This is a genomic window from Clostridium bowmanii (genome assembly GCF_018861315.1).
GTDB lineage: Bacteria > Bacillota > Clostridia > Clostridiales > Clostridiaceae > Clostridium_AD > Clostridium_AD bowmanii.
In genome coordinates this window covers 43124-68580 of the sequence record NZ_JAHLDL010000021.1, presented here as the reverse complement: position 1 = coordinate 68580, position 25457 = coordinate 43124, and the positions used below count along the sequence as shown (strand labels likewise).

At 28.5% G+C, this 25457-nt stretch carries 22 protein-coding genes; 16 read left to right on the top strand and 6 right to left on the bottom strand.

The window, feature by feature from the left end:
• Positions 1–14: 14 nt before the first annotated feature.
• Entirely contained in the window at positions 15–278 is a 264-nt protein-coding gene (locus KPL51_RS14620; RefSeq protein ID WP_216163042.1) for a hypothetical protein, read from the top strand.
• A gap of 427 nt (positions 279–705) precedes the next feature.
• A complete protein-coding gene (locus tag KPL51_RS14615; protein WP_216163040.1) occupies positions 706–930 on the top strand; it encodes a helix-turn-helix domain-containing protein in 225 nt (74 codons plus the stop codon).
• Between the two features lie 261 nt (positions 931–1191).
• Here the strand turns inward: KPL51_RS14615 and KPL51_RS14610 are convergent, their stop codons facing one another.
• Positions 1192–1770 carry a GNAT family N-acetyltransferase gene (locus KPL51_RS14610; protein ID WP_216163038.1) on the bottom strand — a complete coding sequence of 193 codons (579 nt, stop codon included), beginning with the start codon at positions 1768–1770 and terminating at the stop codon, positions 1192–1194.
• Between the two features lie 186 nt (positions 1771–1956).
• On the opposite strand from KPL51_RS14610, the gene KPL51_RS14605 reads away from it, so the two are divergent.
• The 6 genes from KPL51_RS14605 (at position 1957) to recJ (ending at position 11435) form a co-directional block, all read left to right on the top strand.
• Complete coding sequence (locus KPL51_RS14605; protein ID WP_216163036.1) at positions 1957–2679, top strand: AraC family transcriptional regulator; 723 nt, start codon at positions 1957–1959, stop codon at positions 2677–2679.
• 623 nt (positions 2680–3302) lie between these two features.
• Positions 3303–4640, top strand: coding sequence for a tyrosine-type recombinase/integrase (locus tag KPL51_RS14600; RefSeq protein ID WP_216163034.1), 1338 nt, complete (start codon positions 3303–3305; stop codon positions 4638–4640).
• A gap of 17 nt (positions 4641–4657) precedes the next feature.
• Positions 4658–7003 (top strand): tyrosine-type recombinase/integrase, encoded by a 2346-nt coding sequence (locus tag KPL51_RS14595; protein ID WP_216163032.1) that lies wholly within the window; start codon positions 4658–4660, stop codon positions 7001–7003.
• 253 nt (positions 7004–7256) lie between these two features.
• On the top strand, positions 7257–9077 hold the full coding sequence (locus KPL51_RS14590) for a tyrosine-type recombinase/integrase (RefSeq protein WP_216163030.1): 1821 nt from the start codon (positions 7257–7259) through the stop codon (positions 9075–9077).
• Entirely contained in the window at positions 9068–9655 is a 588-nt protein-coding gene (locus KPL51_RS14585) for a hypothetical protein (protein WP_216163028.1), read from the top strand. Before KPL51_RS14590 ends, KPL51_RS14585 begins: the two co-directional genes overlap by 10 nt.
• 61 nt (positions 9656–9716) lie before the next feature.
• A complete protein-coding gene (gene recJ, locus KPL51_RS14580; RefSeq protein WP_216163074.1) occupies positions 9717–11435 on the top strand; it encodes a single-stranded-DNA-specific exonuclease RecJ in 1719 nt (572 codons plus the stop codon).
• A gap of 112 nt (positions 11436–11547) precedes the next feature.
• On the opposite strand, the gene KPL51_RS14575 is transcribed toward recJ, so the two are convergent.
• Positions 11548–12183 carry a hypothetical protein gene (locus KPL51_RS14575; protein ID WP_216163026.1) on the bottom strand — a complete coding sequence of 212 codons (636 nt, stop codon included), beginning with the start codon at positions 12181–12183 and terminating at the stop codon, positions 11548–11550.
• Positions 12184–12380: 197 nt separating this feature from the next.
• On the opposite strand from KPL51_RS14575, the gene KPL51_RS14570 reads away from it, so the two are divergent.
• The 3 genes from KPL51_RS14570 (at position 12381) to KPL51_RS14560 (ending at position 14064) form a co-directional block, all read left to right on the top strand.
• A complete protein-coding gene (locus tag KPL51_RS14570; RefSeq protein WP_216163024.1) occupies positions 12381–12839 on the top strand; it encodes a hypothetical protein in 459 nt (152 codons plus the stop codon).
• 50 nt (positions 12840–12889) lie between these two features.
• Positions 12890–13090, top strand: a complete 201-nt coding sequence (locus KPL51_RS14565) for a hypothetical protein (RefSeq protein ID WP_216163022.1) — start codon at positions 12890–12892, stop codon at positions 13088–13090.
• Between the two features lie 161 nt (positions 13091–13251).
• Positions 13252–14064, top strand: a complete 813-nt coding sequence (locus KPL51_RS14560) for a hypothetical protein (protein WP_216163020.1) — start codon at positions 13252–13254, stop codon at positions 14062–14064.
• An 895-nt stretch (positions 14065–14959) separates the two neighbouring features.
• On the opposite strand, the gene KPL51_RS14555 is transcribed toward KPL51_RS14560, so the two are convergent.
• From KPL51_RS14555 to KPL51_RS14540, 4 genes are all read right to left on the bottom strand, one after another.
• Complete coding sequence (locus tag KPL51_RS14555; protein ID WP_216163018.1) at positions 14960–15265, bottom strand: hypothetical protein; 306 nt, start codon at positions 15263–15265, stop codon at positions 14960–14962.
• Positions 15266–15424: 159 nt separating this feature from the next.
• Positions 15425–15688, bottom strand: a complete 264-nt coding sequence (locus KPL51_RS14550; RefSeq protein WP_216163016.1) for a TIGR04540 family protein — start codon at positions 15686–15688, stop codon at positions 15425–15427.
• A gap of 175 nt (positions 15689–15863) precedes the next feature.
• Positions 15864–16232 (bottom strand): hypothetical protein, encoded by a 369-nt coding sequence (locus KPL51_RS14545; RefSeq protein WP_216163014.1) that lies wholly within the window; start codon positions 16230–16232, stop codon positions 15864–15866.
• Between the two features lie 22 nt (positions 16233–16254).
• The gene (locus tag KPL51_RS14540; protein ID WP_216163012.1) at positions 16255–17028 is read right to left on the bottom strand and encodes a hypothetical protein; all 774 of its coding nucleotides are present in this window, start codon (positions 17026–17028) and stop codon (positions 16255–16257) included.
• Positions 17029–17645: 617 nt separating this feature from the next.
• Here KPL51_RS14540 and KPL51_RS14535 point away from each other — a divergent pair.
• From KPL51_RS14535 to KPL51_RS14515, 5 genes are read left to right on the top strand one after another with little or no spacing between them, the layout of a single operon-like run.
• Positions 17646–19166, top strand: coding sequence for a type I restriction-modification system subunit M (locus KPL51_RS14535; RefSeq protein WP_216163010.1), 1521 nt, complete (start codon positions 17646–17648; stop codon positions 19164–19166).
• Positions 19167–19195: 29 nt separating this feature from the next.
• Complete coding sequence (locus KPL51_RS14530; protein WP_216163009.1) at positions 19196–19456, top strand: hypothetical protein; 261 nt, start codon at positions 19196–19198, stop codon at positions 19454–19456.
• 19 nt (positions 19457–19475) lie between these two features.
• On the top strand, positions 19476–20774 hold the full coding sequence (locus tag KPL51_RS14525) for a restriction endonuclease subunit S (RefSeq protein WP_216163008.1): 1299 nt from the start codon (positions 19476–19478) through the stop codon (positions 20772–20774).
• 15 nt (positions 20775–20789) lie between these two features.
• Positions 20790–22196, top strand: coding sequence for a KAP family P-loop NTPase fold protein (locus KPL51_RS14520; RefSeq protein ID WP_216163007.1), 1407 nt, complete (start codon positions 20790–20792; stop codon positions 22194–22196).
• A 16-nt stretch (positions 22197–22212) separates the two neighbouring features.
• On the top strand, positions 22213–25401 hold the full coding sequence (locus tag KPL51_RS14515; RefSeq protein WP_216163006.1) for a type I restriction endonuclease subunit R: 3189 nt from the start codon (positions 22213–22215) through the stop codon (positions 25399–25401).
• Positions 25402–25457 lie beyond the last annotated feature (56 nt).

Sequence of the window (25457 nt, the reverse complement as noted above, 5' to 3'; positions counted from 1 at the left end):
AATGGGAGATAATTATGGAGAAAAAGTGGTTAATAAAAAGTACCTCGAGTGATATTAGTGGCTTAGCAAAAGGCTCAGGTGTAAGTGAGGTTATAGCTAAGATTTTAATTAATAGAGGATTTCACAAAGCAATAGACATAAAAAAATTTATGAGAGCTAGTATAGAGGACCTATATGATCCTTTTTTAATGAAGGATATGGAAAAGGCTACAGAGATAATTAAACAAGCCATTGAAAACAAGAAAAAAATAGTAGTCTATGGAGATTACGATGTATAGTTACTTGTATATATGTATATATTTAATAACACTCTCTTAGTAAGAGGTATTATTTTTTAATTGTATAATGATGATACAGTGATTAAAAGAATTGTCTAAAATATAGGTATGTTACATGGTTATGTATATAAAATTAAATATATAAGTTATAGTAGGGGTGGGGAATTACTAAAGGAACATACTTTATAAATATTAGTTGAGGGTATCTGTTCTTTAAGTAGTTATCAAATTATTAAAAACAGACAAAAGTAAAAATAACAAGGTCATATTGAATTAGATTGAGTAAATCTTAAAAACACGATAGACAAGCGTTTGTAGAAAATTATGCAGTAAAGTTATTTATGTAGTTTGTAGACATAACAAAGCAATTACTGACAGGAAAAGTTATTAAAATGTTGCTATGCTATTATCACAAGGAGATGATGAAATGGAATGGATAAAATCCCTAAGTAAAGCAATTGATTATATAGAGGATAATTTATTGCAAAACATAACTTGTGATAAGATGGCTAAACATATTTATATTTCCACTTTTCATTTTCAAAGAACATTTAGTATATTAACAAATCTTACAACTGGCGAGTATATCCGAAATAGACGTCTTTCTCTCGCAGGTCAAGAGTTGACAAAAGAAAATGTTTATATACGGTAGATAACGGTTGATAACGGGAAGTAGCATGTATAAAGTCATACCTAAGAAAAATTCTTAAATATGCCTATTTATCTGGGTTGTCTCGCATAGAATTTAAAATGTTTTTATGTTCATAAGGTACATAATAATTAGCCCCTGAAATAACATTAATTTTAGCAAAGAAAATAGCAGGAGTAATAATAACTTCTGCTACTTTCTTTTTTATTAATTCATTCGATTTACAAGAAAATTTTACATTAATTTAATATACCCCTTGTATATTTACGCTATGGAATTTATGCCTAAATATTCATTCAAACTTATTGAGTAGAATAACTCACCTTCATATGAACTATCTTTAGTATCTTCATCATCAATAATCTTTTCATAATTCATACCAGCCTTTATTAATATCTTTATTGATATATCGTTACCTTCATTTACTGTTGCTACCATTTTGCTTAGTTTCATATATTCCATTCCGTATTTAACCATAGACTTGGCAATTTCAGTTCCATAGCCTTTTCCCCAGTATTCTTTAAATAGTCCATAGAATAACTCATTCTCTGTTTTATCATAGGTTAGTGGACACAATCCCACAAAACCAACAACTTTGTTAGTTTCTTTACATGTTACTAACAAAATAAATCCAACAAAGTTCTCTGGTGTACTTTCTTTATATCTTTTCATCATAATATTATGTAAAAGGTTCTCACATTCTACTATTTTCCTTGACTTGGTAAAAGGTACATATTCCATTATCTCTTCTGCATTGACTATATTATATAAATCTTGAAGGTCATCATTCATAAAATTTCTAATAATTAATTGTTCTGTTTCTATTCTTATATTATTATACATTTTAAAACTCCTTAATTTACAAATTCTACATTTGACTTAATAAAACCAAATATTTTTATACAATTACTGTTCTTCTCTAAATTATGTACTACAGCCCCATTGGATATTATTTAGTAAAATATTACATACTCACAATTTTATAATATCATCTTTCAGGTGGATTTTCAATGAGACAATTCAATATTTATGTTAAATAAGTTGAATAATACTGTATCTTCAATGGTGTACTACCATCAACCGATTATTACCGTATATAAAGAAAATGTAAAAGTTATTGACATTGCTCTCAAATATGGCTATGAAACTCCTGAAAGTTTTTCAAAAGCATTTAGCAGATTTCATGGGATTACACCAAAACAAGCTAAAAAAGAAGGAGCAAATCTAAAATCATTTAATCGCCTTGTGATTAAAATTAAATTGGAAGGGGGTAATACTATGGATTACAAAATTGTTAAGAAAGAAGCATTTAATGTAGTTGTAAAAACAAGGGAATTTACTGATAAAAACAGTACCACGGGAATACCTGCATTTTGGAGTGAATATTTTTCGATTGGACTGCATGAAAGAGTATGTGGAGCAATAGGTATTTGTATTCAAGAAAATAAAGGATGTAAAGAATTTAAATATGGAATTGGTTGTATTGATAAATACACAAAAGAGATACCATTTGATTTTGAGGTTTTGGAAATTCCCACATATACTTGGGCTATTTTTAAATGTGTTGGTCCTATGCCAAATGCAATACAAGATATGTGGAAAAGAATTTACAGTGAATGGCTTCCACAGGCAGAATATGAGTTAATTTCAGATTATGATATTGAAGCTTATACAGAAGGAGATTTACAATCTAAAGATTATATAAGTGAGATTTGGATTCCTGTGAAAGAAAAACAATTAACCAATAACTAATGGTCATAATTTACTCAATATTCTTAAATAATAAATCAAGGGAACTTCAATTTGGAGTTCCCTTGATTTTTTTTATTAAAAACAAAGAGACACTGTTTTTAATTATTTAGTCACCTATAAGTATTTAAATCACTTTTCACAACACTCCCATTACTATCAAAGAACCTATATATATACTTACTCCATCAAAACACATAATTAGAAGCCTTACAGTGGATTTTAAGAGTGCCATTTTAATTGAAAAGGGTTTATAACCCAGAGTAAAAGAATGTATTAGACGCCCCAGTACACATCTTATGTGCTATTCATTTTATCAAGGGATTTAATTTAAAATCCAATTTGCTTTGTTAAAAATGCGTATATATCTAATTAGACAGTTATTTTTAGTATAAATCACTAATTATCATTTAATTAAAATACCTTTTTTTAAAGTTATTGTTTCCCTATAAATGAAATAGTGTGATACAATGAGAATGTGAAAGTAATAAGGAGATAAAACACTCTAATAACGCGTTGACAATATATAACGCATAATATAAGCATTGACTATATGAAATGAATGTATTTTAGAAACTTTTACACTGATTATCAACTTGCAATCAAATTAGATGGGAGGATAAAGTATGTTTTTGATACAAGAAAAAAATGAGGATGGTTGTATATCTTACATTAAAAAGTATGTAGGGTTAAAAAAAGAAAATAATTATGATATAGAGATAAAGTTCAGTAGCGTAACAATGAGTGAAAATGGAGTAGATAATATATTGCTTTATGATTTGGATATGAATGTTATTAGACCTGCTTACGAATATTTAAATGTAAAATGTGGAAATATGTCAATAAATACAAGATATAAGGTTACATCAGCACTTAGAATATTATATTCTTTTTTGAAAATTTTTAATGTAAAATTGGAAGATATTAAAAAAGATGATTTTTCAAAGCTGAAAGATTTTCTATATGGAGATGGTAAGAAGGGGGAAAGATTTGAATTTGAATTTATGACGGTTAGAAGTAGCGATACAATAAATCAGTATTTTTCGGTTTACAGAAATTATCTAAACTTTCTGGGTATTGATAATAAAATATTAAATGCTAAAGCAGTTGCCCAGGTTATTAAAGATAGTGATGGGTTACTTGGACACACCAGAGAAAAAGCCACTGAACGCTATATAATAAGCGAGAAATCTATGCAAAACAAGCTTACTGTTCCTATGTATATAAGACCTAATGAATACTTGCGAATTATTTCTGTAATTCAAAAGGAGTATTCATTACGAGAGGAAATATTAGTTATGTTAATGTATGAGAATGGGGTGAGGTTAGGTGAAGGATTAGGATTAACATTAGAGGATATAGAAGATTCTAAAATTATTATAAGAAATCGAGTTTCTGATAAATTTGACCAACACGCTAAGACATGTATGAGACCTGAAAGTTATTTGAAATATAAAAGTGAGGCTTATAAAAAATGGAAAGTTGGGTATCAAATAGTAAAGCCAACATATGACGTTTTAGATAAAATTGAACAGTATATTGATATTATCCATGGAAGAATGGGCAAAACAAATAGATTAAACTATATAAATTTTGCGATAGCAGATAGAATATCAGATGGGGGTACGCTTGAAGGAGAAAATTTTTATTTGTTTTTGAATAAAAATGGGAAACCATTACATGCAGGTGGTTGGAATAAAGTGCTGAGAGTAATTTTTACTAAAGCAGGGTTAACTATTGATAAAGATGTAAAAAAACACAATTTATCCCATAGACTACGTCATGGGTTTGCGATGAAGAGAATAAAAGAAGGAGCAACGCAATTACAATTAGTTGATGATTTAAGACATTCTGGCCCGTCAAGTGTAATGAAATACTTTAGAGCCACAGAAGAGGATTGTTATAATGCAAATACACTGGGGGCAAAAAAAATGATTACTGATAATCCAAAGTTAGAAATATAAGTGGAAGAGGGTAAGACATGAAGAATGAACATTATGAAGAACTTTTGAATATTAAGGTTAAAGATAAGATGTTAAATAAAGTTTTAAATGACTATATTACCTTAAAATATAATGAAAGCTTTAAACAATACATTAATATATTGATTAATTCTTTTCAGGACATAGAAATTAAAGATTTATCCTGGGCTTTATTGTGTAATCAGATTTTTGTATTAAATAGAGGGATAAAGGTATTAATTATATTTTATGGATATATGCTAAAAGAGGGTATTGATTTAGGAGAACACACAATATTTTTAAAAGAAAACATCTGGATATTACTTGGTGATGACGAAAAAGACTATAAAATTTCTAATTATAAAGAGATTTATTCTCTTGGAAGTAGTCCATTAGGTATTATTATGGTGAAAACCAACAAAAATAAATTCGTTCTTAATTTAAATTTTTATGATATATTTTTGTTGAATATTGCGAGAACATTTATAAAATATCTTGAAACTGAGAATATAACTTATGAAGGAGACAGAATTGAAGAGTTTATTTGTGATTTTGAAAATAGTCTTGAAAAGTTGGGGAAGCTTCCAAATGTTATAGAAGAATTCGGTAATGATACGTTTTTAATACAGTTCCAATACTATCAATTAAAAGTGAAAAAAACATTTGCACTTAGAAATCTCAAAAGTTTTTATATATTTTTAATGGATTATTTTGAAAATAGTAACCCACAACATAAAGTATTTAGCAAGAAAAGCGGTATTGATAGAAATTTTCTTTATAGAGATAACTTTAACATATTGTTTGGTAAAGGCTATAGAGTTGTATATTTAAATAAATATGATGAAATACCGCAAAATGATAAATGGCTATTAGCTCCAAATGGATATGAAAGATACACAACAACTTTAAAAGGAAATGAATATATTCCATTAGATTTTTCAAGAGTGGGAGACAGCTTTCTACGGAACAAGATGAAAAAATGGTTTGTAAAATCGAGAAATTGTCTTAAAACTTTAAGAGCCTCAATTAATAATTTATTTATATTCTTTGAATTTATAGAAGGTGAAACAACAAAACAAATTAGCGGAAAGGTTGTTAATTTAAATGAATATGCACCTAATAATAAAAGCAATTTACTTATAAGCGAACATAATATATTGATTTTTAGAGAATATCTAAAGCAAAAATATGACAATGTAAATACAATTAATGGTTACGTATCTTCAATAAGCTCATTTATAAAATTCCTTGATGACGAAGTAGATTATTTTATAAATCCTATCATATACGATTATTTAAGAATAAAGTCAACAGAAAGCCTTAATAGTAAAATTATTTTACAAGAAGATTTGGATAAAATTTTAGAAACATTTAAAAATAGAATGCTAAATGGTAGTTATTTTGATAAAATGTTTTTTATTTTCCTTCATCTTTTGCTTACAACTAATTATAGACCGAATGAAATTCTAAATTTAAAAATAAATTGTATTAAAGATGGTATGAAAGAAGGTGAATATAAAATTGATTATCATTGTAAAGAAGATAGTGCGACATTAGAAATGCAAACGAAAACTTCACAGGGAAGAGATGTGGATGTAAACCCATCTGAATATACAATTCGTGCAATTAATGAAGGGACTCGCGTTTCCAGAGAACTATTACAAGAAGAACAACAAGAGCAAGAGCAAGAGCAAGAGCAAGGGCAAGAGCAAGAGCAAGAGCAAGAAGAAGAAGTAGTAAAAAATTATATCTTTATTTATAAGAGTAGGAATAAGCAAATTGAAGGAATAAAAGTGGATAAGTTTTACAGACACTTTGTAGATATTACTGGTAAATTGGATTTGAAAGGTGGTCCGTATTCGTTATACGATTGTAGGACGACATATATGACAAAGCTCTTTGAAAATGCTGTAAAAGAAGGTAACGTTTATAAAGCTATTATTGCTACTGGTCATAAAGATGTTTTTACAACAATTAAACATTATATAAAACCTGATGTTAGAAGTTATTTAGAGGCATTTTATAATATAAAATTAGGAAATGTTACTTTGCAAGGGCGTATAGTTTCTGAACTAAGTGAGGTGGATTTAGATTTTTCACATGATATTAAAGAGATAACAGTAAAACAAGGCTGTGGTTTTTGTGGTGGAACTTGTAACGGAAATAAAAAAATAGATTGTTTAATTTGTAGAAATTTTATTGTTACTTTGGATAGAATACCATACTTTGAAGAAAGCATAGATAAAATTAATGAAGTTATAAAGAATGAAAATATATTCCATGAAAAAGAACATTTAGTTTCTATTAAAAAATTATATGTAAGTTATTTAGGTCAGTTATATATATTAAAAAACAAGCTTATTTAATTATTGAAAAGCACTGCACTTTATAACTCAATTATATTTCTGCCTAATTACAATTTAAAAAGTATATATTTTTTGGACAGGCCTACAATTTAAATTAAAAGTGCCTTAGCTACACATAAATTAATAAATCCATTATTTATAATGGGTTTATTAATATCAATATACGAGCATTATTAATTGATATTAAGGTGGGGAGTTTTTTAGAATTTAAATACAGATTAAATATTAAATAAAAAATAGGGAGAAAAACGAAATGGATAATTATATTCTGAAAATTAACGCAATTAAATTGATAGAAATAGCAAATCTTGCGGATGAAGAAAATAAATTAATAACAACATTAGATATTGGCAGATTGCCTTTTTTTGATGTGGAAATATATTTCTCGGATGATATTTGGGACTTTGGCAATTTTGACCCTGAAAAGGGTCCGTATAGAAATAAATATGATTTTAGCAATATACATTATGTATATCAGAAGTATATTAAAAAGTTCGTTTTAGAATCATTAATTAACCATAAAGCCATAAGTAGCATAAAAAAGTACATGGGATATATGGAGAAAATATGCAAATATTTATCTGGAAAATATATTTATGATTGTACTCTTATAACTTTAAAGTGTGTACAAAAATATAATGAGTTATTATATATAGACTATAAATCTGAAAATGAAAGAATTCATCATAGGAGATTATTCAAGAAACTATTGAAGTATATTGAGATACAGGAAAAAATTGATTATTCAAAAGCAAGAAAAGAATTATCAAATAACGACACGTCTTTATTAAAAGCACAGATAGAAGATGGAAAGACTCCTAATATACCTCAAAAGATATATGACAAAATAATTTCATTATGCTTAAAAGAAATATACTCAAATAAAACTAATATAATGGAGAAAATGGAGGCAAGTTCTATATTGCTTTTATCACAAGTTGGTATGAGAATTTATGAATTAAGTTTAATTAAAGCGGAAAAAAAGAAGTCTGTTGAGTGCTTTGATAGTACGAAAAAAGTTTCATATTTAGAGTTTTTAACCATGAAAACAATAAAAAACAAAAAACATTCCCAGATTACTAAAACATTTTTAACGGATAAAGCCGAATTAGCATATGATACACTTGAAAAATTAACTACAGAAATAAGATTAAAAAATAATACGGATTATATTTTTATAAATGGAGATAATGAAAATCCAATTGGAACAGCAACATTAAGAACATGGTTAGTAAGATTCATAGTAAGAAATTCTGTGGAGCTTGGAGTAATAAATGCGGAATGCGAAGGATTCCGTATATTTACTATGGAATTTAATGAAAAATACAAATTGGTTAAAAAAGAATATTGTAATCATTTAAAAACTTCTGATTCAGTATCAATACCAAATCCACACCAATTTCGGGTTGCAGTATGTAACGAACTTATCCGCCAAGGGGTTGAAATAGGGTGGATTTCTCAGCATATGAATCATTTGACTGTCGAGATGACAATGCACTACCAGAGGATTGAAAATGAAGAGGGTAGAGAGGTAGCAAAAAGTGTTTTAGAAGGATTAGTTACTGGGGAGTTTAACTTAATAGGAGAAGAGGCTGATTTACTTATTAAAAAAATTAATGAGTTCATTGAGCATAATAAGTATAATATAAAAACTGATTTGAAAGAGATTATTAATGAACTGGTAATTAAAGTTCCTATTAGAGAAAAGAGAGAAGGATTTTGCATTAAAAGTGCTTTCGGTAAAAAATGTAAGCTCAATGAATTTATGTGTGCATTTGATATGTGTCCTAATCATTGTACAGTTTATATTTTTGTGGATATTACTTATAAAAGGTTTAAAGATAAATTAAAGGTTATAGAATATAATAAAATAAATAATTTTGTTTCCGAAGCTAATATTGAAACAATTAAGTTAAAAAAATTAGCAAAATCTTTTTTATTTAAAGAACTTCAAGAATTAAAATTTGAGATAGAAAAACAGGGCAGTAATAAGATAATAGAAAAACATCCTAAGCTTGAATATATTACAAAAAATCTATGTGGTATAATGGAAGAGGTTGAAATGTGGATATAAAATTAAATACTATTGAAATCATAAAAGGTAAACTAATAAAATATGAAATGTGTCAATATTCAAGTTTAAAACCAAGCATTAGGGAATATTTATTTAAGATTGAAACAGAAATACAATATATAAATCAAGAGAGAAAAACAGCAATAGAAATATATAAATCAAATAAGGTTAATGTATCAAATATTGTAAAAAAAATTGGAATAGCAAGACAAACTGTTTATAATAAAAATAATAGGTACATACTTGAACCTTATATATTAAAAAGTCAAGAGGAAACTGAAAAGAATGATGTATTTAAATTTGTAGAAGGACTCAATGAAAAAATTAATTTATTAAATAAAACAATACTAAAACTACAAAAAAAAGACTTGAATGACCAAATATGTTTGAATATAATTGGGACCTTAGAAAATGAGAACAGTAGTCTTATTAGCGAAGTTGAGAAACTTGATGAAATCAATATACAAAATATAAAAATGATAAAAAAATTAGAACAAAAAATAAATAAGGGCGGACCAAACCTATTAGATAATAATGTAATAAAATATGATTGCATAAACTATAATGATAAAAAATGATTAAGGGGATGTACAGTTGGAAAAGTGGCTTTTGAAGAATAATAAAGTTGATTTTAAACAAATGTCTCAAAGATTAAATATAAGTGAGATATTATGTAGGATACTAATAAATAGGGGGGTAACAGACGATGAAAGTGTTGTTAGCTTCGTAAATTCAAATATAAATGGACTAACTAATCCAATTTTGATGAAAGATTTAGAAATTGGAATAAAAATAATAAAGCTTAAAATAAACGAAAACAAAAAAATTAGAATAGTAGGAGATTTCGATGTTGATGGAATAATTAGCACATATTTATTATATAAAGGTCTTACGGAGTGTGGTGCTAATGTTGATTATGAAATACCACATAGGATTTCAGATGGATATGGAATTAACAAAAATATTATAGAGATTGCTAAAAATGATGGTATTGATACAATAATTACTTGTGATAATGGTATATCTGCAATTGAACAAATTGCTTATGCTAAAAGTTTAGGTATGACGTGTATTATTACTGACCACCATGATGTACCATTTAAAGAAGATAGTGATGGTAGTAGGACTTTAATTATTCCTAATGCTGATTCGATAATTAATTGCAAACAGATTGATTGTGAGTATCCATTTAAACTATTATGTGGAGCAGGGGTTGCTTTTAAGTTCCTTCAAGCATTATATGAAGAAATGGGACAAGGTAAGGACAAAGTTAATGCTTTAATAGAATACGTTGCTATCGCAACTGTTTGTGATGTAGTAGATTTAATTGGTGAAAATAGGATAATTGTACAAGAGGGGTTAAAGCTTCTTAACAATACACAGAATATGGGACTTAAAGCACTTATAAGTGAAACTGGAATAGAGGGAAAAAAAATAGGCGTGTACCATTTAGGCTTTGTTATAGGTCCTTGCCTAAATGCTTCTGGAAGATTGGATTCTGCTAAGAAAGGATTAAAATTATTACTATCGGAAGATTATGAAGAAGCTAAGTGCTTAGCGAAAGAGCTTTTTGAGTTAAATAAGGAAAGAAAGGAAATGACACTTAAAGGTGTTGAAGACGCTATTGAAATAATAGAAAAGCAGGGGATAAGAAAAGATAAAATATTAGTTGTCTACAATGCCGACCTCCATGAAAGTATAGCAGGAATAATTGCAGGTAAGATAAGAGAAAAATATCATTCACCAACATTTGTTCTTACGGACGCTGAACATGGAATTAAGGGGTCAGGTAGGTCCATAGAACAGTACAATATGTTTGAGGGACTGTTTATGTGTAAAGACTTACTCCTTCGATTTGGAGGACATCCTATGGCCGCAGGTTTATCTATGGAACCAGAAAATTTAGAGAAGTTCAGGGTATGTTTAAATACACAAACTACCTTAACAGATGAAGATTTAATACCTAAAGTGTATATAGATATGCAATTACCGTTTAATAATATTTCCATTAGTTTAGTAGAAGAAATAGAAACATTAGAACCTTATGGTAAGGGCAATCATAAGCCCATATTTGCGGAAAAGAATATTAAAATTGCTAAGGCTACTATTTTGGGAGCTAAAAAAAATGTTTTAAAATTTAAATTCTTATCAACTTATGGGAAAACTATTGAAGGCATTTATTTTGGAGATATAGATAAATTTAAATGCTATTTAATAAATAAATTTGGAGATGAGGAAACAATGAAAATGTTTAATGGAGTTTCTAATAATATTAGAATTGACATAACTTTCACTGTTTCTATAAATGAATATATGGGAAATAGAAGTGTTCAAGTTGTTATTGGAAATTACAGATAAATATTACGTATGGAACTCATTACAAATACGTTTATTATTGTCATGTTATTAACATATTTTTCAATGTGCCATCTATTTATGTCCATCTATTCGGAGCTGTAAATGAGGATTATTAATCCTCATCAGCTTCGGGATAATCATATAAATAGTGCGTTGCTATCATGTTCAAATTATTACTAATCTCTTTAAATATCTCTAAGAAGTTTTCCAAATCAATTACTACATTATCTAATTCGTCTATATAAAAATGATTAATATACTTCTGGCTAAAAGGGTATCTTGAAAAGTCCATATTGTCTTTATGTTTTCCACATGATTCGGGTTCAATTTTTTTATATAATTCATCAAGATATTCCTTTAAATTCAGGGTTATTTTTTTAAATTCATCTCTGTTTTCTTTTTCTTTTTCAAATTTATTTACTAATGAACATACAATGGTGAATATCTGCTTTATATTATGGTTTCCCTCTATCTTAACATCGTTTTTTAATAAAACATTTAATGACCATGTAATTGCTTTCAAGTATAGCTCTATTCCATGATTAGCGTTAAACAATATTGGGAAAATAATAATATCTGCTTTCTTATCTCTATTATCATTCAATGACTGTTCAGTTAAAAGTATGGAAGACTTCATAAATCCTTCCGCAATAGTTATCATATTATCAATATATGAATGTTTTTCAGTTCTCCAATTCAAATAGGCATTTTTATGAATATCTTTGTTATAAGAAAATACATCTTTCATATATAATTCCTCCTTAAAATTAATTATTTTATAAAAATGGTTCTACTAATATTATATCAACACTTTATTGTTAAAAAAACCTATATTTTTTAAATTAAAGACTTTTTTCAAATTTAATTAAGATTATATAGATAAATGGTATAATATTGTTATATATGTCGACTATAAATTTTATTAGGAAGGTGTTTATAAATTATATGAATTTTACGGATTACCTTTTAGGTCAATATAAGGCTATTGAAGAATATGATTTTGATGAAGAAATAACACAGAAAGTCTGGGACCTGTTTGATGAAAAGCTACCAGAGTTAGGATTTGAATTAAGAGAAGGGCAAGAAAATATGGCATATGATATATCAGAAGCTATAAGAGACAACCACCATATTATAATAGAAGCAGGTGTCGGCATAGGAAAATCCTATGCTTATTTAGCTCCATTGATGTATTACAATAGTTTAACAAGTAGTCCTGTAATTGTTTCAACTTCTACTATTTTATTACAGGAACAGCTAATAATAGATATTGACAAGTTATCAAGTATAATAAGAGTTTATCCAGAGGTTATACTTGATAAAGGAATGTCACATTTTATCTGTAGTAATAATAATCATTATTTATACCTCTATGAAAAGCTATTGGGGGTAATGATGAAGTAGGAAGCTTTTTTAGTCGAAGTAATTTTACGGGACTTCATAATATTAAAATTGTGGCAGGTGATAATAGCACAGTTTATCATATTGACAGTTCAATTATACAGGTTGAGGACGATAAGCCTTATGTTAGAATAGTACCCTTTAAAAATGGTGGGTATTTATATTTTAAGAGTGAAGAGCCAATTGATTATGCTCATTTTGTGAATTTATCAGACCAAGATGGAAAGTTTTGGTCAGCACGATTATCTAAATAAACAATATAGTAGTCCCTTAAACAACCATCTTTAAAAGATTACTATAAATGAAAACTACACCTTTATTAATTATGATGGATTAGCACTATTTAATGGGAAAACATTCCAATATATGAATATATTATAAAATTAGGTTCTTGCAAATTTAAAGGAGATAAGCTATGAATTATGTTAAGAATATAAATGATATGCGTAAACATTTAGGCTCTCAAATATTTTTTTTAAAAAATTCAATTAGTTCATATGATTCAGGATTTGAAGATGAAGGTCAGAGAATTGCTACAACTATTAGAATTTTATTACATGACACAGATAACTCAACATCTTTGTTTAAACACCTTGATATGAAAACACACATGCTTTTTCTTTCTACTGCCTTGCCATATATACCTGCGAACATGCTGAGTTATGAAGGATTATTAGCAACATCAACTATTGGGATATACATTCCTCATTGTTTAAGTGACAATAAAATACAAGGATTATGTTTAGTATTTGAAGACTGGTGGAATGAAATAATTTTAGATGATAAAATAAATGTATTCAGTAGAAAAGATATTGCATTGTATGTGGCTAATAAAGATGGAGGGGCCCATATTGATAAGAATTTAAATGAAGCATATACAAATCTAACCAAGAATAACTCATTATCAGGATATTTGTTAGTAAATAATGAAAAAAAACCACTTTATAATAGTCCTGTTTACGCCTGTATTCGACAAATTGCATTTGAATTATTGTATTCAATTGATTATTCAAAAAATGTAAAATCATTTACAAGAAGAAAGGATAATAATGATAAATTTATAGCAACTTATGTTAAAGAAAAAATATATTTCAAACCAGATAAATCTCTAAATAATTTATTTTATGAAGATTGCAGAATATCTAAAAGTGAAGAAAGAAAGAACTATATAGATAAAGTCATTTTTATTAGCGGTAAAATAAGTGAAAGATACGTGATTTTAAAATAATTATATTGAAAAAGAGATTTAGTTATTATTTATTTTCATTGCTATTTTATAGGTTTAAAGGTATAATGACTATCAATGTTATGCCATTTAAAAGCATAATGTATCAACAAATAAAAAATTAGTATATAAAAATTGAATATTGATGGAAGGAGTCCATTGCTATGAGCAAATTTAAACATTTGTTTCTAAAAATAGTAGCAACAGGATTGATTTTTATATTAATTACGAATCTTATTTTATTAGATTTATATTAATATAATATCCTGGTTGTTTGCCTATAAAGGTGAACAATTGGACCGTTGAATAAATTAAAATAGTATATTGTATTTTTACTATATATGAGTTTCTTTCCATTAAATATTATTAATTTAAAAAGGAGAAGCTATTTTTGGGCTTCTCCTGTTGTGGTTTCTTACTTTATTTTGATTTATTGACCCATTGATATAACTATGTTAATCAATAATGATTGCCTTCAAAATTGACTAATTAAATTTAACACGATTATTAGATGATAAATAAAATAAATTAAAATGAATTATTATTAAATTATTAAAAATAAACTCTAATAGATAATGTTGAGGATATAAGCATATAAAAACCGACTATCAATTAAAGAAAGTCAGTTTTTATATGCTTTATTTAACTATACTTTTAACAATAGTATTTTTATAAGGAACACCTGATTTATTTATAATATTCATAAATCGTAAAATAAAACAATTGTGTCTTAAATTATAGTTATTTGTACACTTATAACATGAAATTTAAGAAAACCACCATTCATTATGACGACCATTCTTATCTATAATGGCAATTCAACATAGCAGACAAGATAATAGTATTAATATTATTGTAATTACGGGAAGTATATACTTTAAATTCTTAAAAATAGCATTTATTTTTTATTGATTTCACCCTCTATTTTTTCTATATCTTCAATGCTTAATTCAGTTAAATCCGAAATAAGTTGTAGATTTAATATCTTTAGCTTGATTGCTCTCTTTGCAATTTTTACCTTTGTATCTTTATTAGCTTTCTCATACACTTCATTAAAATCTTTGTAGTCATAAATCGCTTTATTTAGTATTTCATCAACCGTTTGACAATCGTTACATTTTGTTGTGTTTTGTAATGCTCCTTTTATTTGGTTTAAAGTTAGTTTTTCAAGTTTCCTTTCATCATCTACGGTAATAAAATTCAAAATGCCGACAACAACATCTTTTAATGCTTCTCTTTTTCATTATTCAAATGTATCCACATTTTCCTCCAATCATATATCATATTGCTTAACATATCCTTTTGAACACCTGTATTCTCTTGGTATTTATCGTCTCAAAATCAACTAATGTGTCATTATAATTTAAAACAACTTGTACTGGTGTCCATTAAGCATATGTTTTACAATAGTAAGTCTTTTAGTGCCTACTCTTTGAATAATAGTAGGGTTAAAGTCATAAGAACCATTGAACATTTTCTCACCAACATTATCAGCCCATGTCCATATAATATTTTTCAATTCATTCTCATTAATTCTACGGGCAATATAATCATCACAAGCTCTCTTAATCTCCTCAATTAGTATTTTTGTTGTTGGAGGATATTTAATATAATCAGGATTTTTCATATAAGCCTCCTTGTGTCTGTATTCTTTTTGTATTATTTGTATTGATTTTGTATTAGTTTTGTAATGTTAATATAGGTTATAATTCAAGAGTGTGCCAAATACATTTAGGTGGTTTTATATAGATGGAAACAGGAAATATTCTTTTTACCTTGTTTATCCAATAATATTTTATGAATTAATTTCCATTTAGATATTTACTTATATCTTCTTCTTTATGAAAAAATCTTGATGTATATTTTTTGTTTTTAATATCCTTTTCTTTCCTAATTATATTAATCCTAATTTGTTTGCTTGTATAAATGCTCAATATTTTTTGGTATTTAGATTTTAAATCATCAATTTCTCGTTTTTTTATTAATAATTCCTTTAAGATTTTGCAGTAGTTATAAGCTTCGGCAGAATTAAAGTTATCATTTTCGATTACCATAAGAAGCTTCTTTATTAGGTCATCTATGGTAGTACCTTTTTTTAGATAACCATTATATTGAATTTCTAACTCTTGAAACAATATTTCTAACTTATTTAAGACTTTTAAAACTTCCATAATTCAAGCTTTTACTAACTCTTTATAAAGAACTTAGTAGCTTTTTCCTCGCCTCCTTAGTGGAAAACATCTGTTTATGCTTTAATGATTCACAATAGTTTTGACTTTCTTGCAAATTAAAGAACATATCTAAAGTATTGAGTAAATATCCAAGTGGGGGAGAAAAGTATCCTAAGACCTCTATCTCATTTTTTAGTTCTCTCCGCTTTTTTCTAATTTTTTTTATGGTATCCATATACTCAATTTTCTTAGCTCTATCAAGTTCAGCAAATTCGATGAAATGTAAAATATCTTGAATGGCCATATTGTATTTAGAAAGACTTTTATAATATTCTTCATTCATCCCTTGGGATTTTCTAATAGTTAAATACAACATAATTATAAATTTATAAAACTTACTATAATCCTCTACAACCGTACCCCGCAATAATTGTTCATCAAAATCTTCACGAAAGGTAATGCCCATATTTTTTACACTATCAGCAATCTGCTTATATAAACCATTCATAGAACAATCTAAATTTGCTCTTTTAGTCTCGGATGTTAAATCGTTAATCAGCTCTTCATTATTAATAATAAAGACTACGTTTTTATCTGCTAAACAGCTCGTATATTCTGTTTCAAGCTTCAATATAATTCTATTTATTAATTTAATTAATGCTTCATACTCGTTGGTAGCCTCAAATCTTTTGATTTTCTCTAATATAAAAATTTCGTTGACTGTATAGATTAAATAACTGGTATAGTATATGTTTCGAAAAAAATCGCAAAAGCATTGGCAGTAAAGCGTTTCCATGTAAAACTACATCTCCTTTTTTAAGAAAATAGTAAATAAAAAAAGTTGGTGTAGATTATAGTCAATAGATATTTGACTAACACTACACCAACTTCAAAAAGTTGCATTTTTTATATTTACTTTTCAATCGAATAAATATTTTGGATGAATACATGTGGATTCCTCCTATTAAATTAATTATGATATTATAAATTATATCATAATTTATAATATTTATACATAAAAAGAAAAATAGTAAATGATAGGCGTTAATTAATGTTTTCGGAAACCAAATATTAAAGTTGGTTTCCAAATTTTATAAAAAATATTTGTTGAATATTTACTCTAATTATATTCTAAGGGTGTATTTTAGTTATTTACTATTTACTATTTACTAAAATACTACGGTTGTTATCTATTTATATAACAAGTTGCACAAAAAACAAACTCCGTCCAAAACATGAAGAAAGTGCAGAAATAATACCTCGACTACATTTTTTATTAATATTAGGCATTTATATGACTTTAACCTAATTACTATAGACAAAAAAATACAAAATTGTGGTAAACTAAAATAGATAGATTATTAAAAGGAATATATAAAAATACTGAATATAGATTGACAAGGAGAGAGAATGATGGAGAAGCTGACATTACAAAATTTAGAGGGTGTATTATGGTCATGTGCGGATATTTTGAGGGGAGAATTATCGGCCGCTGAATATAAGGACTATATATTTGGATTATTATTCTTAAAAAGATTAAATGATGAATTTTATGAAGAAAGAGGATTTAGAGAAAAGGAATTTATTGAGCAGGGAATGGTTGCAGAAGAAGTTAATATGCTGTTAAATGACAGCTCTGTATATGAAACCTTTTATGTGCCTGAAAGTGCAAGATGGGATAAGCTTAAAAACTTGAATTTAAATATAGGACCCGAGTTAGACAAAGCTTTTAAAGCATTAGAGGATGAACCTAAAAATGCAGAACTTATTGGTGTTCTTACTACAGCTAATTATAATGATAAAGAGCGTGTACCTGATAAGAAGCTCTCACAGCTCCTTTTGGTTCTGGATACTATTAACCTTGCAAACTCAAATCTGGAATCGCAGGACATATTAGGTGACGCATATCAGTATTTGATAAAACAATTTGCAGATGAAGGCGGAAAAAAAGGTGGGGAATTTTACACACCAACAGAGATTGTAAGAATAATGGTGAATGTGTTGAAGCCACAAGAGGGCGATAGAATTTATGACCCAACTGCGGGTTCGGGCGGTATGTTAATACAGTCATTACAATATATAAAGAACCAAGGTGGAAACTATAGGAACATATCTTTATTTGGACAAGAAATTAATCTTTCAACATGGGCTATATGTAAGATGAATATGTTATTTCATGGAGCTAAAGGTGCAGACATACAAAAGGGAGATACAATTCGTGAACCAAAACATACAGAAGGTGGAGTTTTGAAGACTTACGACAAAGTCCTTGCCAATCCCCCGTTTTCTTTAAGCAACTGGGGCCTGGAAGAAGCGAGTGCTGACCAGTTTCACAGGTTTCCATATGGAATACCACCTAAATCTTATGGAGACTTAGCCTTTGTTTGTCACATGGTAGCAAGTTTAAATGTAAGAGGCAAAATGGCTTCGGTAGTTCCTCATGGGGTTTTATTTAGAGGCGGGTCAGAAAGAAAGATAAGAGAAGGCTTCATTAAAGATGATTTAGTTGAATCTGTAATAGGACTTCCCCAAAATATATTTTACGGTACAGGTATTCCTGCGGCCATACTTGTGATAAATAAAAATAAGCCAGAAGATAGAAGAAATAAGGTTTTATTTATAGATGGAAGCAATCATTTTGTTAAAGACGGAAATAAGAATAGAGTAAGAGATGAAGACATTGATAAAATTGTAAAAGCTTTTGATGAATATATAGATGTAGAAAAATATGCAAATGTAGTTGATATAGAAGGTATAAAGGAAAATGATTATAACCTCAATATCAGCAGATATGTTGATACAAGTGAAGAAGAGGAAGAAGTAGATATAGGGTTGGTTATTGAGGAAATTAATAAGTTAGGAATTAATGAAAAAGAGATAGGATTGAGGTTAAATGGGTATTTGAAGGAATTGGGGTTTGAGGAGATAGAATAAGATTAAGGATGTAGGGGTTAGATGGATATATGAATAGTACAGATATAAGTAAGATGTTCTATGAACCATTATTAAATGGAATGTTAATGGCATTTAAGATATTATGGGCCACTAATGAATTTAAATCTGCTGTAATTGGAGTTCCAGTATCAATAATAACATACAGAATTGTTGGAAGAATTTTTAGTTATGGTAGAACAAATGACATATGGTTTGGAAGTATAGGCGGGAAAATACTTTATTACTTGATTAATACTTTTCTTGTTTGGTTAGTTATGAAGATAATATAGAGGTAGAGGTGGCATAACAGTGAAAGAAGTTAGAGAAGGATATAAGATGACAGAGGTAGGTGAAATACCTAATAAGTGGGAGATAAAGAGACTATGTGATATATCTGAGATAAACCCTAAAAAAGAAATTATTGAAGATGATAAAGATGTATCCTTTATAGCTATGGAGGATGTATCAAATCAGGGAGGTATTATTAAGGACAATGTACGGACATATGGCGAGGTGAAAAAGGGATATACAGCATTTAAAAATAATGATGTTTTACTTGCTAAAATTACTCCTTGCTTTGAAAATGGTAAAAAAGCAATAGCAACTCAATTAATTAATGAAGTGGGTTTTGGAAGCACAGAATTCCATGTATTAAGAGCAAAGAAGACCGAAAGTATACCATTATATATTTATTATACAATATCATCAAATAATTTTATTCAACAAGCGAAGGCTAATATGACTGGTTCAGCGGGTCAAAGAAGGGTGCCAACAGGGTTTTTAAAAGAATATATAATTACAACACCACCACTGGAAGAACAACAAAATATATCATTAATACTATCCTCCGTAGATGAAAAAATAGAAAATACTGATAAACTTATAGAAAAGACAAAGGAACTTAGAAAAGGGCTTATGCAGAAGCTTCTTACAAAAGGAATTGGACATGATAGGTTTAAGGATACGGAGCTTGGAATGATACCAGAAGAATGGGAAATAAAGAGGCTGATTGATATAGTTGACAAATCTGATAGGTATTCTTTTACAGGAGGACCTTTTGGTTCAAATTTAAAGTCATGTGATTACACAGAAGTAGGAGTAAGAGTAATACAATTACAGAATATAGGGGATGGATATTTTAATAATGAATCTACTATTTACACATCAGTAAAAAAGGCTGATGAACTAAGGAGTTGCAATATATATCCAGGAGATATTTTAATTGCAAAAATGGCAGAACCAGTGGCAAGAGCTTGTAAGATACCTTGCAATGAAGAAAGATATTTAATGTGTTCCGATGGTATCAGAATATCTGTAGATAAAAGTGAAAATAATGTGGATTATATAAAGTATTCAATTAATTCTAAGTATTTTAGAAGTAATGCAATTGCGAATAGCACAGGCTCAACAAGATTGAGAATTGCATTGAATGAGCTAAGAAACTTACCCGTTATAATTCCTTCATTATGTGAGCAAGGTAAGATTGCTTCAATCCTATCCTCTATAGATGAAAAAATAGAAAAATATGAGTCTAAAAAGGAAAAATTTCAGGAGCTTAAAAAGGGACTTATGCATAAGCTTATGACAGGGAAGATTAGAGTAAGGTAAGGGTAAGGTGAATTTATGGGGATATTTAATAATAATTTAGAAATTGACATAGATAATCCATTTAAAAATGATAAGTTACATAGAGAAGTGGAGGTCAAGAATCTTACAGCGATATTTGATATTGTAGATAATCAAATGGTTTTAGCAGTAAATTCTCAATGGGGTACAGGGAAAACTTCATTTTTAAAAATGTGGAATCAATATTTAATAAATGAAGGATATAAGACAATATTCTTTAATGCTTGGGAAAATGATTATGTTGAAGAGCCATTCATCGCTTTTGTAGATGAAATAAGAGAAAGTATAAATGATGATAACAAGATAAGAGGGTTTATTGAGAAAGCTAAAGATGTTGGGTTAGCATTAGTTAAGCAAACACCTAAAATGGCTTCTAAAATGATTAGAGAAAAGACTGGTTTTGATAGTGAAGTCATAGTTTCAAATGATGAATTAGCACAAATGGTATCAGCTAAAATAGAAAATTATAAAAAAGACAAGAATTCTGTTGAAAAGTTTAAAATAGAATTGGAGAAAGTAGCTAATAAACAATTTGAAGAAAGTAATAAACCTTTTGTTATATTCGTTGATGAATTAGATAGGTGTAGACCAGATTATGCTATAAGTTTATTAGAAAGAATAAAGCACTTTTTCAATGGCAATAACATAATTTTTGTTTTAGGAATAGATAAAGAAGCATTATCTAATGCTGTTAGGGTTATATATGGAGAACAAACAGATACTAATGGGTACTTAACCAGATTTATAGACTTAGAGTATAGACTTAAAGAGAGTAATAAGGAAGAGTATGTGAAATATTTATTGAGTAAGTATGAGTTTGATAAAATATTTAAAAACAGAAACTTTACAAATACAGCAGTGGTTGAGTATGGATATAATGATTTTTCTAAAGTAGTGATACAGGTAGTTCTTGGTTTTAAGCTATCATTAAGAGACATAGAGAAATTTGTTGTTGAGGTTTACATGATACTGAAAGCAAATATAAATGAATATGTATATCCTTATGCGTTGCTGATATTATGTGCAATAAAGAGAATTGATAGAAAATTGTATAATAAGATTAAGTTTAGTCAACCATCTATAGGACAGATTATAGATAACTTAGAAAAGCAAAATGAAGGTATTATTGAATGGCTTGAAGATAGAAAAACTTGTATGTTCAAAGCATACTTAATTTGGCTATTAAATGACAGCAATGAGATTAATAGATTAAAAGAAAATGTAGAAAAGGTAGAAGAAACTCAACGTAATACGGATAAAGATGTTAGATGTTTGCAAAATTACGAGCGGATAGGTAATGGAATGGGATATTGGATGGATAATGAGGATGAAAAAAGAGTTAGAGAACGCATATTTGTAATGGTAGAATTATATGATAATTTTACTGTGATTAAGGGTGAATAAATAGGGGGATAGTAGTATGTCTTATTTAGGGAATGAAGAGACCTTAGTAGAATTACCTTCAATAAAGTATTTAATAGATAATTTAAAATATGTTTTTATTCATGGTAAAGAACTCATTCCAGAAAGAGGAGAAAGAGATTCTTTAACAGAAGTAATCCTTGTAAAAAGGTTTGGAAAAGCTTTGAAAAGATTAAATCCATGGATGGATGAAGAAAATATAAACAAAACCATTAGATATTTAAGCAGACCAGAAAACTTAGGTGCAAGCCTCTTAGAGATAAATGAGAAGCTCTATGACGCTATTGTGGATTTAAACTATACAGTAGATAAAGATATATATGGTAATGGTCAAAAGAAACCTCAAACAGTACATTTCATTGATTGGGATAATGTAGATAATAATGATTTTTTAGTTACACGCCAGTTTGAAGTTAAAACTATTTTAGGAAAATCAATTTACCCTGATATAGTCATATTTGTTAATGGAATACCAGTTGTGGTATTAGAATGTAAATCACCGTTCTTAGAAAAAACAAAGAATGAAAAAATAGGTAAAAGTGAAGCCTTTAAGCAACTTAGAAGATATATGAATGAAAGAGATGGTAACATTTTAGAGGGAAATCCAAGACTTTTTTATACGAATTTCTTTACGGGAATAATGAATAAGTATCATGCCTATCTGGGGACAATTAGCTCTAAGTATAATCATTATTTAGAATGGAAAGACAGCTATCCAGTTGCAAAGGATAAGGTTCCAGGAGTAGAGGATAATGGTCAGAATCTATTTATTCAAGGATTATTAGAGAAGAATAATCTCCTCGATATTATGAGGAACTTTGTATTGTTTGAAACCGATAATGGAGCTACAGTAAAAAAGATATGTAGATACCAACAGTTCAGAGCGGTTAATAAAGCTATTAGTAGATTGAACCAAGGCAAAGATTGCTTATCAAGGGGTGGAGTTGTATGGCATACTCAGGGTTCAGGAAAATCTTTGACAATGGTAATGTTGGCAAGGAAGATAAAGAGAACTAAAGAGCTTTCTGACGCTACTATAGTGGTAGTAACTGATAGAATTGATTTGGATAAGCAAATATATGCTACTTTCATAAGGACTTTATCAAAAATAACTACACCAGTAAGAGCTAATAAAATTTCTGTAATGAAGGATTTACTAACACAGGCACAATCTAAGGTTATTATGACTACTATTCAGAAATTTGAAAGCGAAATAGAGGAAAGAGAAGTAACTGAAAATGGTAAGAAGGTTATGAAAAAGTTTAGTCTTCCTTATCAAGTATTGACGACAAAGTCTAATGTGATTGTACTCACAGATGAAGCACATAGGAGCCAATACAAGGATACTGCATTAAATATGCGTACAGCTTTACCTAATGCAACTTTTATAGGCTTTACTGGTACTCCTATTGATAAGGATGATAAGTCTACGCCAAGAACCTTTGGTGGATATATTGATAAGTATGGTATTAAGGAAGCTGTGGATGATGGGGCTACTGTAAAGATAGTATATGAAGGCAGACGGTCAGAACTTCATATCAAAGGCGACAGTTTAGATGAATTATTTAATGAGGCCTTTAAGGAGAAGAATGATGAAGAAAGAGAGGCTATAAAACAGAGATATGCCAATAAGAAAACAATAATTGAAGCTGATGATAGAATTAAGGATATAGCAATAGATATGTTGAAGCATTATAGGGACAATATATTACCTAATGGTTTTAAGGCACAGGTTGTCTGCGTAAGCAGAGTGGCATGTGTAAAATATTATAATGCTTTAAAGAAATACATGAAAGAAATTATAGGAGAAGAGTTAGACTGTAAAGTCATTTTTTCTGGTAATTTAAATGAAGAAATTTTTTTAAAGGAACATTTTACTACAAAGTCGGAGCAAGAGGTAATAATAGATAGATTTAAGCAACCAGTTGAAAAAGACAAGCTATGTTTCCTTATAGTAAAAGATATGCTTCTAACTGGTTTTGACGCACCTATAGAGCAAGTAATGTATCTTGATAGACCATTAAAAGAGCATAATTTATTACAGGCCATTGCCAGGGTAAATAGAACTTGCACTACAGATATTATGCGTAATGTTGAAGATGGAAAAATTGAGACGGATAGCATAGTAAAGCAATGTGGATTTGTTGTGGATTATTATGGTGTATCGGATTATTTAGAGGAAGCACTGGCTATATTCGATAAGGAAGATTTAGGACAGCCAATGCAACCATTAAATGAGTTATATAAAGAAATGCTTTCATATAGAGAAGACGTTATGAATATGTTCAAGGGAAAAGATAAAAGCAATCTTGATGAATTAATTAATGTCTTAGAACCGCAGGATATAAGAGCAGAATTTGAAATAGGATATAAGCGTTTTTCAAGTGCTGTAGAAGCACTACTACCATCTCATGTAGGAACTGATATTATAAACGATGTAAAGTGGCTTGTGTATATACGAGCGGGAGCGAAAGCGAAATACACCCCCCAGGACGAATTAGATATAAGTGATTGTGGAGAAAAGGTAAGAGAAATAATAGAGAAGCATTTGAAATCTCTTGGTGTTTTCCAGTGGATAGAGCCAATAACTTTATTTGGCGATGATTTTAAGGGTAAGATTAACACGTTAAAATCAGATGAAGCCCAGGCTTCTGCCATGGAACATGCTGTAAAACATGCTATAAGTGTAAAAATGGATGATAACCCTGTGTTTTTCACAAGTCTTTTAGAAAAACTTCAAAAAATACTTGATGAAACTAAGAACAATTGGATAGAGAGAAAAAAGAAGCTTGAAGAGTTTATTGAAAATGAGGTTGAAAAAGGTACAAGACTGCAATCTGAAAGCTTAGGGTTAACAGAGAAGGAGTTTGCTTTCTTTGAGGTTGTAAAAAAATATATCTTAGAAGATAATGAGGTAAAAGAGAATAAGGTTTCTGAGGAAGGCGAAATCTATATTAGTGAAGATATTATTGAGTTATCTAAAGAAATAGCAAAGGATATGGCACAAATTATCCAAGAAAACTATTGTGTAGATTGGGTTACTAATAATTCCAAAACATCAGATGTTGAGAGAGCAATTTTTATGATACTTAATAAAAAATACTTTAAAAAGATTAAATTCGATGTAAGGAAGCAGATGGTCCAGCCATTATTAAACTTAGCTAAGAAGCATTTTTCTGTCATTTAAGAATTAATATATTTAAAAATTAGAAAGTTAGAATTAGGGTTTTAAATTTCCCCTAA